This window comes from Acinetobacter sp. UBA1297 (assembly GCF_002307755.1).
Lineage (GTDB): Bacteria > Pseudomonadota > Gammaproteobacteria > Pseudomonadales > Moraxellaceae > Acinetobacter > Acinetobacter radioresistens.
Genome location: NZ_DBUF01000006.1, coordinates 320,999 through 333,579 on the forward strand (window position 1 = coordinate 320,999; position 12,581 = coordinate 333,579).

Below are 12,581 nucleotides of genomic sequence, written 5' to 3' on the forward strand. Positions count from 1 at the left end.
TGAATAAGTCCACCTTACTGAACAGTTTTACCTGCTTTAAAATTTGCCAGTACTTTGGCACGTTCTGAGTCAGACAGTGAAATCAAGCCAGCCTTTTCAAGTTTAGAACCTTTACCTGAAACCTTTTTATTCAGGAAGTATTCTACATACTGCTCAAGTCCTTTGATTGATTTCAGGTGCTCACCTTTTACATAGAAGAACAGTGGACGGGAAACAGGGTACTTACCAGAAAGGATAGTTGCTTCAGACGGTGTTACATTATTTACTGTTGCTACACGCAGGCGGTCACGGTTCTGGTCATAAAAACCTAGACCAAATACACCAACTGCGCTCGGATTTGTTTTCAGACGGCTGAGTGTTTCAGTATAGTCACCTGAGATTTCAATGACACGACCATCTTTACGGAAAGTCGAACATACAGTTTTTTGAGTATCTTTATCTAGATTCTTGTTGTACTCATATGCTTTACAGCCCAGATCAACCATTTTTTCCTGGAACACTTCACGTGTACCGTGGTTAGATGCTGGAATAACTAAAGTAATCGGTTCATTTGGCAAGGTCTTGTCAATCTGGTTCCAGCGAGTATACGGGTTAGCAACCAGTTTACCTTTAGAAGGCAGTTTTTCTGCCAGTGCCGCATATACATGGTAAGGCTTTAACTTGAAGGCTGCCTTGTTGGCATTTGATGCAAATACAATACCGTCATAACCGATCTTGATTTCCTGAACTTTGTTTACACCAGCTTTTTTACAGCTAGCAAGTTCAGTATCTTTAATTTCACGTGATGCATTTGCAATATCAATTGTATTGTCGCCTACACCCTGACAGAACTGTTTTAGTCCGCCCGAAGTGCCACCAGAACCTACAACTGGTGTTTTAAATTGTGGAAAAGTATTACCAAACTCTTCAGCAACAATACTCGCATATGGAAGGACGGTTGAAGAACCGGCAATCTGAATGGTATCGCGAGCCGCATTCGCGGTTGTTGCTGCAGCTGCCCCAGTAACTGCTAAAATGATGCCAACATGACGTGGATTTAAGCGCATTCTCTTCTCTCTTAATTTTGCAATTTTTCCGTACTCCACTTGTTTACAGTGTTAGTACATTTTGGATAAGTGCATTTTGAGTTTAAAATATGACAAATAAGTTACACCTTTATGACACTTTCATGATCTCATCTACAGCATTTCATGCATTAAATTAACTATATAATTATATTAGATTTTTTATTTTAATTTTTTTTAAATAACAAGATTAAGCATTTAAAATTATATTAAAAATATTCAGTCAAAAATTTAATCCCGACGTCTTACAAACCAGAATTAATTCTGTATCACTTTTATTAAGGTAGTTTTTCACTGTAATAGATCTATACAGATTCTGAGTTATCTTAAAAAATTTCAGTGGGACTAATCTATAAAAGTTAGAATTAAGCTTTCTATATTTATAAGATGTGATATAGCTCATTACATAAATAGTGTACTAGCTAACAGATATTTAAGCCTAATAAGAATTTCATCAATAAGTCCCCTGCTATGGGAGTGCGATCAAGCAGAGCGTTTGTATATTTTCTCAAGCCCTATAAATAGAAATTTATGGATTGAAGTATTCTAATAGGCTCAGTTAAAAAAATTTTAAAGGAAAGTGTTGAATACCTGAAATCTAAAAACTGGACTATTGGTTTATAGATTTATCTTAAAATATTTATTGTTCATTAATTTATAGTTCTAGCATAAAAATATAAAATCCACTTTAAAATCGGGGCTTACTCCAGTTTTCAAATCTCCTCTTAAATTGATAAAAAGAGATCATTCGATCTCTCTTTATATAGAAAACAAAATACTTAAATAATTGTTTTTAAGGATTAGGCTGGATCCCGCCAGTCAATACAACATTTCTTTTGCGATAATAGACAAAATACATAATGGCCAGTGCACTAAGCCATACAGGTGCCAAAATAACGGCTGAGCGCATATCTGGTGTCAAGCTCATGATCGTTAAAATGAAAAACATAAAAGCAATCGTTAAATAATTTGTCCAAGGACTGGCAATAGCTTTAAATGCAGTCAGCCTGTGTTGCTGCTTCATCACTTTTATAAACTTCAAATGAGTGACTGAAATCATAAGCCAATTAATTACTAATGCAGCAACCACCAGCATCATAAGAAGACCAAACGCTTTTTCTGGAATAATATAGTTAATGACTACACAAAGTGCAGTAATCGAACCGGATACAGCCAAGGCTGCGACTGGAATTCCACGGCGATTCACTTTTTTTAGAAACTGCGGTGCATTGCCCTGTTCTGCCAGTCCGTGCAGCATACGACTATTACAGTAAATACAACTGTTATAAACTGAAACTGCTGCGATCAGTACGACCAGATTCAAGACATTGGCTACACCATGATTATTTAAAGACTGGAAAATTAGTACAAATGGGCTCCCCCCTTGTGCCACCTGATTCCAGGGATATAAACTCAACAGAATACCGATTGCGCCAATATAAAAAATCAAGATACGGTAAACAATCTGGTTCGTAGCTTTTGGAATATTTTTCTCAGGATTTCGTGTTTCTGCGGCTGCAATTCCAATTAGCTCTAGTCCACCAAATGCAAACATAATAGCTGCCATAGCCATTACCAGGCCAGAAATACCATTTGGGAAAAATCCGCCGTGCTGCCATAAATTGGCTATTCCGGCTTCTGGCCCAGCGGTACCTAAAAACAATAAATAGGCACCAAAACCAATCATGCTCAAGATGGCAATAATTTTAATGCAGGAAAATAAAAATTCTGTTTCTCCAAAAAAACGGACATTAATAAAGTTAATGCCATTAATCAGTATAAAAAACCCCATTGCAGTAATCCAGGTGGGTATTTCAGGCCACCAGAACTGTATAAATGTTCCAATAGCACTCAATTCAGCCATGCTTACCAGTACATATAAAACCCAGTAATTCCACCCAGACATGAAACCTGCCATACGGCCCCAATATTTATTGGCAAAATAACTAAATGAACCGCTCACAGGTTCCTCTACTACCATTTCTCCCAGTTGACGCATAATGAGGAAAGCGATGATGCCTGCAATTGCATACCCCAGTAAAACTGAAGGGCCAGCAAGTTTAATGGTTTGTGTAATTCCCAGAAATAATCCGGTTCCAATAGCGCCTCCTAGTGCAATCAGCTGTATATGCCGGTTAGAGAGACCTTTCTTCAATGTATTTTGATTTGTGTCCACAGTTTTATCTCCATTGAAGGCGTAATATCCTTTACACCCTTTATCATTGTTTAGAGAAATTAAGTCAGGAGCACCAAGTAAAAACCAGTGCTCCTTAAGGTCAGATTAAAATAATTTATAAAAAAATAACCGATTGATTTTTAAGAAATTAGAAAGATATTGCATTTTTACATTCTACATAGTGCTGTTCTGTTTTAAGTTTTTGGTAGCCGAAATTACCATAGTCATAACGCGCTACGACATCAGCAAATTTAAGCAGGCTCACCGGAGCATCCATTGCCGGTAATTTAAGTTCAATCAGGCTTAAACCATCATATGCCTCTACCTGATCTAACGCATTTTTTAGCTGGCCAGCGGTCTCGACCATAGAGGTCTGATATTTTTCTTTACCATTGAACACCTGTACCAATTCAGTATATTTCCAGTTCTGAATATCGTTATAGCTGGCATTTTCACCCAGAATTAATCGTTCAATCGTATAACCCCCATTGTTGAGTACAAAAATAATGGGTTTGAGACCATAACGGATAATCGTAGAAAGCTCCTGCACTGTAAGTTGCAATGAACCATCGCCAATAAATAAAATTTGCCGACGTTTTGGTGCAGCGAGCAAACTACCAAGTAATGCAGGCAAGGTATAACCGATTGAGCCCCATATAGGCTGGCAGATATACTTGGCAGTTACCGGTAAACGTAGCCCAGATAATGCTGTATTTGATGTTCCCACTTCACCCAGAATTACATCATCTGCTTTAAAGAAATCACCAATATATTTCCAAAGGATTTCATGCGACAGCTTCTGGTGTTCTGATACCTGAATTCGCTCAGTGGCTGGCGTCTCAAGTGTAGGTTTAAGCGACTTTTTAGCTATGACCCGTAGATTAAGTGCTGTCAGCAATTCGCCCATTTCAATTCCCGGGAAGTTTTTACGTGCGGTATTGACTTCATACCGTTTAATTTCAATATAGCTGTCTTTATTGATTTTATGTGAAAACATACCCGTACCAATATCGGTAAATCTGGCTCCGATTCCAATCAGGCAGTCTGAACATTCGATCAGATTTCTTACAGATAGTTGACTGGCCGCACCAACATACACACCTAAATAATGTGGTGATGATTCATCCATAATATTTTTAGCTGTGGGAAGACAGGCATAAGAGATACCTGTTTTGGCAGAAAGTTCAGCTAATAATGTTGTGACATTAAAAATATCGGCTTCATTATCAATTAGTAGAGCAGGTTTTTTTGCTTGAGATAAGCATTTAAATAATTCGTCTACTGCCTGTTCAAGTATTTCAGGATCACTTACCGGACGTTCCAGACACAGCGGTTGATCATCTATCTGAATCTTCACATGGGTAATATCGGAAGGCAGCTGAATATGTACCGGACGGCGTTCTAGTGCGCACTGGCGCAGTACCCGGTCAATTTCTGAAGCAGCATTGGCAGGTGTCAGACGGGTCTGGGCTACCGTAAACTCACGCATGCAATTCATGATATTGTCATAATTACCATCAACCAAGGTATGATGTATTAAAGCACCCTGAGTAACAGCATGCAGTGGTGGAATGCCTGAAATATGGATCAGGGGTACATTCTCTGTATAGGCTCCTGCAATTCCATTAATGGCGCTCAGGTCACCAACACCGTAAGTGGTGGCCAATGCAGAGAAACCATTAATACGCGCATAACCATCAGCAGCATATGCTGCGTTAAGTTCATTACAGTTACCAATGAAATCAATTTTTGAGTCAGCTTCAATTTGTTCCAGATAAGATAGGTTGAAATCACCTGGCACACCAAAAATATGCTTGATACCCAGTTCGCTTAACCGTTTATTTAAAAAATTGCCGATTTCCATGAACATTTTTATCATCCTTCTCATCTATTTTTATTCCATAGAAAGATAATATTTCATCTAAAACTTATATTTCATGCATAATAGAAACGGATTTTAATAAAAATACATGATATGTGTATCATAAAGGAATAAGGTGCATATAATGGATAAATTTGACTGGCAAATCATTCAGGCGCTGCAGAGAAATGGCAGATTGACCAATCAGGAAATGGGTGAGCTTATTGGACTGTCAGCATCACAATGCTCGCGCAGACGGCAATTTCTAGAACAGAAAGGAATCATCATCGGGTATACCGCGCGTATTCATCAGCAAGCTTTAGGCCTTGAAGTTACTGCAATGGTCCATGTAAATTTAAGAGTACATGAGGCCAAAAACCAGCTAGCATTTCAGGAGCTGATTGAAAGTGAAGAATGTATACAGGATGCTTTTTCTTTAAGTGGCGATGCAGATTTTATTTTAAAAGTAGTAGCAGAAAATCTGGAGCAGCTTTCGCACTTTGTGACAGAAAAGTTATTATCTTGTGATTTTATTGGTCACATAAAATCTTACATTGTTTTGAAAAAATTTAAAGAACAGAATCAATTTATGCTCAAGAATAAAGTTCCCTCCTATACTTCCTAAATTACTCCATACGAAAAAATCTATGACGAGAGAAACTCCAGATTATTAATCCACCATAATAAAAAGCCGGTATCATAGACACCGGCTTTTTATAGGAACAATGTTTAGGCAATCGGCGGAGTATAACTACCCTGCTGGATTGATTCCTTGATTCGGTCAGCTTCGGTTAAAACCAGATCAAGTAAATTCTTTACATTTTTTAATGTTGCTACCGGGCTCAAGGTCGTCATTTTCAGAGACTGTACCTGCCCCACTTTAGTTACGCCAATATTAGCTTCACCGCGGGCAAACAGCTCATCTGCTACATTCTGGTTCAATGCATCTAAAAATTCAGCTGGATATCCTGCTGGAACAACACGGAACAATACTGATGCGAATTGTGGTTCAACCAGAAGTTCCAGACCATCAGTTGCTTTGATGTAGTCTGCTACTTCACGTGTCAATTTCACGCCATGATCAATCATTGAACCATAAAGCTCTTCACCCAGTGATTCAACTGTCATCCATAATTTCAACGCATCGAAACGACGTGTTGTTTGTAAAGACTTAGACACCAGGTTCGGCACGCCATGCTCTTCATCATAAGCTGAGTTCAGGTATTCTGCTTCATAGTGCATGAAACGGTAGTTCGCTTCATCTTTAAGCAAAAACGCGCCACAAGAAATGGTTTGGAAATAATGCTTATGAAAATCCAGTGTCACAGAATCAGACAACTCGATACCATCTAGCATAGAGCGATAATCATTAGACAGAATCAGCGCACCACCCCATGCTGCATCAATATGCATCCATGCACCATATTTATTGGTAATTTCACGGATCTGTTTTAAGGGATCGATTGCACCGGCATCGGTTGTACCTGCGGTTGCCACTACACATGCCACAATCTTGCCTTCAGACTGAAGGTGAGCCATGGTTTTTTCCAGTGCATCGACATCCATCTGGGCATTTTCGTTCACAGGAACAGTGACTACTGACTGGAAACCCATCCCCATCATTGCCATGTTCTTCTGCACAGAGAAATGTGCATTTTCAGAACAAATGACTTTAACAGTACGCATTGCTTCTGCAGGAATACCATCACGCTGAACAGACCACGGATTACCGTTTTCATCTTTCCAGTTTTTCGCGATGCAGGCATCACGCGCAAGTAATACGCCCATCAAGTTTGATTGTGTACCACCTGAGGTAAATACACCTGCCTGACCTGAACCATAACCTACTTTTTGGCGTAACCAGTCGATCAGTTGCACTTCCATCAATGAACCGGCTGGGCTTTGGTCCCATGAATCCATTGACTGGTTAGTTGCATTGATGAGTACTTCAGCAATCTGGCTTGCCACCATAGTTGGGCAATGCAGATGCGCCAGCGAATGTGGATGGTGTACTTTCAGACTTTTATTCAGAAAAAGCTCAACCATACGTTCAAGCGATTTCTGTACACCCAACCCGTCTTTAGAAGGATGAAAGGCGATTGCTTCACGGAGTTCCTTGATACTGCCGCCAGTATACATTTTATCGTTTTGCAACCATGCTGCTACGGCTTTAGTCGCCTGTTCCATTGCTGACTCATAGTCAGCAATGGATTGAGCATCATTGCAGAGTAACGCTTTACGGTGTTCTGCAAAATCTACCATGAATTATGCGCCTCGAACTGCAACAAGAGCTTCAGCAACTGCTTTCTTAAAGCGAGCAATTACTTCTACACATTCTTCCTGAGTAATGATCAGCGGACAAAGTAAACGAATTACTGTACCGTTACGACCACCTTTTTCAAGCAACAGTTTATGATTAAAACACGCTGCCTGAATTGCAGCAGCCAGTTGACCATCAGCAGGATAAGCACCAATATGATTTGGCTGCTGGCGCTCGTCAACGATTTCGATACCGATCATCAAGCCGCGACCACGTACATGGCCGATACATGGAAATTCAGCTGCCAGATTTTTCAGTTCAGACTGCAAGAACTCACCACGATCATGAGCATTCTGTGCAAGATTTTGCTCTTGAATAACCTGAAGTGACGCAAGGCCTGTACCCATGGCTAGTTGGTTACCACGGAATGTACCGGTATGGCCTGCTGGCTGCCATGCATCAAACTTGCGCTTAATACCTAAAACTGCAAGTGGCAAGCTACCGCCAACTGCTTTAGACATCACCACAACATCAGGTTCAATTCCAGCATGCTCAAAGGCAAACATCTTACCTGAACGCGCAAAGCCTGCCTGAACTTCGTCCAGAATCAACACGATATTGTGTTTTTCAGTCACTTCACGAATCTTTTGCAACCATTTAGTTGGGGCAACAACTACGCCACCTTCACCCTGAATTGCTTCAAGAATAACAGCCGCCGGCTTGGTAACACCACTTTCAACATCTTCAATAAACTGTTCAAAGTAATAAGTTAAAGCGTCTACGCCCGCTTCACCACCTAGACCCAATGGGCAACGGTATTCATGCGGATACGGCATAAACTGTACACCCGGCATTAAACCATTGACTGCATTTTTAGCAGACAGGTTACCTGTCATGGCAAGTGAACCATGTGTCATGCCATGATAGCCACCAGAAAAACTGATAACAGAGCTACGACCAGTATAGGTTTTTGCAAGTTTAATCGCTGCTTCAGTTGCATCGGCGCCTGATGGACCGCAGAACTGTAAACAGTAAGCTTCCTGACCACCTGGCAGAGATGCCAGTAGTGCTTCAGTAAAAGCATCTTTTAAAGGAGTCGTTAAATCCAGTGTATGTAATGGAAGACCACTTGCAAGTGTCTCCTGGATACTTTGAATCACCGCAGGATGATTATGACCTAAAGCCAATGTACCTGCCCCAGCTAAACAATCAAGGTACTTTGTACCTTCCACATCGGTAACCCAGCAACCATGTGCTTGTGCGATCGCTAACGGCAATTTGCGCGGATAACTACGTACATTCGATTCCATCTGACTTTGGCGAGTCAAATAATATTCGTTGGTGGAATTGGTGGCAGGGTTTACAGAAGTAACGCTCATATCGGATTACCATCTCTGATAAGGGTAAAAGAAAATAAGTCTGGTGACTTTTGGTCCTTTGACTCGGTGCTTGTTAAGAATCTAGTGAAGACACAAGGTTTTAATATCTTATTACTAGGAGCGCGATGATACCTAATTTTTAAAGAAAAAAAACATTTTTTGTGTACTTTCATAACCGCGTTTTATTGGAAAAAACGTAGAGGTTAAGCACTAAATAAAATTATCTATTGAGTATGTGACACGCTCAAGAATTTACCAAATCAACTATATATAATGGTCAACTCATGATTGCAAGCTATTACTTTACTAAAATACTGATAATAAAAAATTTATCCTTAAATATTTTTTATAAAATGTTGAATAGGCTATTACAAAGCCACTACGATTTCTTCAAAAATTCAACATTTGTTATCATTAATATATTTATATAAAGCAATAAAACTTTCTAAAACGAACAAAAGGCTTTCTCATGCGTTATCTTGCTCTTGCCACCTTAGTTACCACTGCTGCTCTTAGTACTCATATTTTCGCTCAGGAAAATGAGAAACTGAATTATAACCTAGTCAATATTCAGGCCGAAGCGAGCCGTCAAATCTCAAATGATGAAATGCATGCCATACTTTTTATAGAAAAAAGTAATAAACAGCCTGCCGAGCTTTCAGCACAGATTAATCAGTTAATGAACTGGGCCATGAATATTGCGCGTAAATATCCGCAGGTTAAGGTAGAAACAGGTTCACAAACAACCTATCCGGTATATGACAATGATAGTCGTAAACTCAAAGAGTGGCGTGGTCGTGCAGAAATTCAGCTGGAAGGTACAGATTTTCGTATGACCAGCCAGCTCATTAGTGAACTGCAGCAACAATTCCAGACAGAATCAATTAATTTTACGGTATCCGATGCGCAGCGCAAAAAAGTTGAAAATGAGCTGATGGTAGAAGCTTCCAAAAACTTTCAGCAGCGTGCACAGTTGCTCTCGCAAGCATGGAATAAAGGCTCATATAATCTGGTTAGTTTAAACCTGAATACCAATAATTATTTCCCCCAGCCTTTAATGCGCAGCAGTATGGCAAAATTTGCTACAGCTGAGGCAGCTCCTGTACAGGATGTTGCCGCTGGTGAATCTAAAGTTACAGTTAATGCTAACGGTACCATTCAGTTCAGATAATCTATTTTTTGCTAACAATGCCTGAAAGTTAATTTCTTTCGGGCATTTTTTTATACACTAACACCGGTTTTTTCTTTCTAGATATTAAATTTTAAAAATTATTTTTACATAGAGACCAAGAAAACTAAGGCTTATATAAATATCTGAAAATTCCTATATTAACTTTAAAAAATATAAATGAATTAAAGAGTCATTGAAGGTTAATTCGTCATACTTCTCAACCTTGAATATATTCATCAGTATTCTCTATTTACAGAAAATAAAACTTGAATTTCAGAAAATAAGAAAGGCTATCTTTAGATAGCCTTTGTAAGAGTTAAACAGACGCTTGAATTGGTTTTACAATATCTGGGACTAACTGTTTTAACTTTATTTCTTAAAGGGAAAAGCATATTTAACTATACGCCCCACCACTTGACCAAACTGTTTGGCTAAACTGGCATTATTATAATTCAGACCAAACTTATTACAGACTGCTTCAACCTTAGGCGCCATTTGACGGTAACGGCGTGCAGGTACCTCTGGAAACAGATGGTGTTCAATCTGATGGCTTAAATGGCCTGTTAAAATATGAAATGCTTCTGAGCCTTTAAGATTTGATGAGCCACGAATTTGACGCATATACCAATGGCCACGGCTCTCATCTTTCAGAACAGTTTTTGGAAAAACTTCCACATCCTTGGTAAAGTGTCCGCAAAAAATTACACTGAAGGTCCAGATGTTGCGCACACCATTCGCTACCAGATTACCTGTAAATACAGGTAATGCTGCTGGTCCGGCAATTAGCGGGAAAAATACATAATCTCGGAACAACTGTTTAGTAATTTTTTTCTGTAACGGTTTCCACTCTTCTTTAAACTCTTCTTTTGATTTGCGCTTCATCCAGACTTTACCAATCTCAAGATTCTGGATAGCGACACCCCACTGGAACAACAGGCAGAATGGAATACTATATAGGGGCTGTAATAAAAAGCCTGGTTTCCAGCGTTGTTCTGGAAATAACCGCAACAAGCCATATCCGATATCATCATCCATACCCTTAATATTGGTATAGGTGTGATGTTTATAGTTATGTGTCTGACGCCAGTTTTCGGAAGTACCTACAATATCCCATTCATATTTTGGACCATTGAATTTCGGATCATTCATCCAGTCATACTGACCGTGCATAACATTATGGCCAAGTTCCATATTTTCCAGAATTTTGGAAAGGCTTAACAAGCCAGTGCCCAATACCCAAGCAGGTGGAAACCAGCCAGCAAACAATAGTGCACGTCCAGCTGCACCGGTATAGCGGATAGTTGAATAAATACGACGAATATATTTGGCATCTTTCTCGCCAATATCATCTAATACTTCCTGCTTGATGGCATCCAGCTCTTTGGCGAGCTGATTCATTTCATCTGCAGTTAACTCTCTATTTTTAGGATTTTTAAAAAACTGGTTTTTTATAGGTTTTGCTGTAGAAAAATTTACTGACATATTCATAATGTAAACTCACTCAAAGATCAATAACAAGGTCAGTCTGTGCGGAATTCACACAAAGTTTCAGCAGGTTTCCTGGCTCGGTACTTTCAGCACCATTCACAAGATTTCTAGTTGAACCTTGCACTTTGTTACATGCACATTTATTACAAATACCCATACGGCATCCATGTTTTGGTTTAAGGTTCATTTGTTCCAAACCTGCCAAGATGGACTGACCTTTTGGGATGGCGACTGTTTTCTCGCTTTGTAGCAAAGTAATATTTACGAAACCTGTATCACAAGAATCAGCCTGACTTAAGCTGAATGCCTCACCTTTGAATAGCACTGCCTGACTGAATAGCTCTTCAGCCAGTGAGACAAAACCTGATGGGCCACATGCGTATACGGTACTCTGTTCAGGCTGGCTTACCAAAGACAAATGTTCAGTATTTAAACGCTGATCTGTCTGCTGAGTATAAAAAATCTGGAAGCTGAAATTTTCATTTGTCTCAGCAACTTTTTTAAAGTTTGCTTCAAAAGCTGCATCTTCATAATCTTTAACCCAATACAGCAACTGAACTTTAGCTAAAGCATCAGGCTGCTTTGCCCACGTTTCAATCATGCTTAACATTGGAGTAATACCACTACCAGCTGCCAGCAGCACCAAATTTGAAGCTTCGGGTAATATCATATCGCCATAGGGTTGGCCGAATTCGACCAGATCGCCTACTTGAGCATGTTCAGCCAGCCAGTTACTCACTATGCCCTGTTCAACCTGTTTTGCAGTTAATAAGATATGCTGCTCATCTATACGGTGCAGGCTGTAACTACGTTCATAACGTCGCCCATCTATTTCTATAAATACGGGATGATGCTGACCCGCCTGCCCCATACGAAAATGTCGGTTACATTTTATTTTCAGACTGAATATGCCATTTGCCGCTTTTTCTTTATGCACAATCTGGCCTAATGACTGGTTAACTGACCATAAAGGATTTAGTTTCTTTAGCCAGAAATTTGCTGCATCCGTATCAAATACGGAACTAGTTAAAAAGGATAAAGGCGAATGTTGCTTTTTTAGAGCTTGCATAGTACATCTGAACTCTGTGGTTTTTAATTATTATACACATGTATATACATTTGTATATAAGTTTATCTGCTGTATTCGTTTCACAACGTTACGCTCTACCGCTATAATAGAAT

At 39.4% G+C, this 12,581-nt stretch carries 9 protein-coding genes; 2 read left to right on the forward strand and 7 right to left on the reverse strand.

The window, feature by feature from the left end; genetic code table 11:
• Positions 1-14: 14 nt before the first annotated feature.
• The 3 genes from B3R63_RS03185 to B3R63_RS03195 all read right to left on the reverse strand — a co-directional run bounded on the left by B3R63_RS03185 (position 15) and on the right by B3R63_RS03195 (position 5,110).
• Positions 15-1,046, reverse strand: a complete 1,032-nt coding sequence (locus B3R63_RS03185; RefSeq protein ID WP_005406106.1) for a substrate-binding domain-containing protein — start codon at positions 1,044-1,046, stop codon at positions 15-17.
• Between the two features lie 811 nt (positions 1,047-1,857).
• Entirely contained in the window at positions 1,858-3,240 is a 1,383-nt protein-coding gene (locus B3R63_RS03190) for an amino acid permease (RefSeq protein ID WP_286728273.1), read from the reverse strand.
• Positions 3,241-3,388: 148 nt separating this feature from the next.
• The gene (locus tag B3R63_RS03195) at positions 3,389-5,110 is read right to left on the reverse strand and encodes an alpha-keto acid decarboxylase family protein (protein ID WP_286728274.1); all 1,722 of its coding nucleotides are present in this window, start codon (positions 5,108-5,110) and stop codon (positions 3,389-3,391) included.
• Positions 5,111-5,246: 136 nt separating this feature from the next.
• On the opposite strand from B3R63_RS03195, the gene B3R63_RS03200 reads away from it, so the two are divergent.
• Positions 5,247-5,726 carry an Lrp/AsnC family transcriptional regulator gene (locus tag B3R63_RS03200; protein ID WP_005015053.1) on the forward strand — a complete coding sequence of 160 codons (480 nt, stop codon included), beginning with the start codon at positions 5,247-5,249 and terminating at the stop codon, positions 5,724-5,726.
• A gap of 104 nt (positions 5,727-5,830) precedes the next feature.
• On the opposite strand, the gene B3R63_RS03205 is transcribed toward B3R63_RS03200, so the two are convergent.
• Both B3R63_RS03205 and B3R63_RS03210 read right to left on the reverse strand, forming a co-directional pair.
• Positions 5,831-7,363, reverse strand: a complete 1,533-nt coding sequence (locus B3R63_RS03205) for a pyridoxal phosphate-dependent decarboxylase family protein (RefSeq protein WP_075040098.1) — start codon at positions 7,361-7,363, stop codon at positions 5,831-5,833.
• A gap of 3 nt (positions 7,364-7,366) precedes the next feature.
• The gene (locus B3R63_RS03210; RefSeq protein WP_005025302.1) at positions 7,367-8,740 is read right to left on the reverse strand and encodes a diaminobutyrate--2-oxoglutarate transaminase; all 1,374 of its coding nucleotides are present in this window, start codon (positions 8,738-8,740) and stop codon (positions 7,367-7,369) included.
• A gap of 469 nt (positions 8,741-9,209) precedes the next feature.
• On the opposite strand from B3R63_RS03210, the gene B3R63_RS03215 reads away from it, so the two are divergent.
• Positions 9,210-9,911: an SIMPL domain-containing protein gene (locus B3R63_RS03215; RefSeq protein WP_005015057.1), complete on the forward strand. Its 702-nt coding sequence runs from the start codon at positions 9,210-9,212 to the stop codon at positions 9,909-9,911.
• 369 nt (positions 9,912-10,280) lie between these two features.
• Here B3R63_RS03215 and B3R63_RS03220 read toward each other — a convergent pair whose 3' ends face one another.
• Both B3R63_RS03220 and B3R63_RS03225 read right to left on the reverse strand, forming a co-directional pair.
• Complete coding sequence (locus B3R63_RS03220) at positions 10,281-11,393, reverse strand: fatty acid desaturase family protein (protein WP_286728329.1); 1,113 nt, start codon at positions 11,391-11,393, stop codon at positions 10,281-10,283.
• Positions 11,394-11,412: 19 nt separating this feature from the next.
• The gene (locus B3R63_RS03225) at positions 11,413-12,468 is read right to left on the reverse strand and encodes a ferredoxin reductase (RefSeq protein ID WP_286728275.1); all 1,056 of its coding nucleotides are present in this window, start codon (positions 12,466-12,468) and stop codon (positions 11,413-11,415) included.
• Positions 12,469-12,581: the final 113 nt, after the last annotated feature.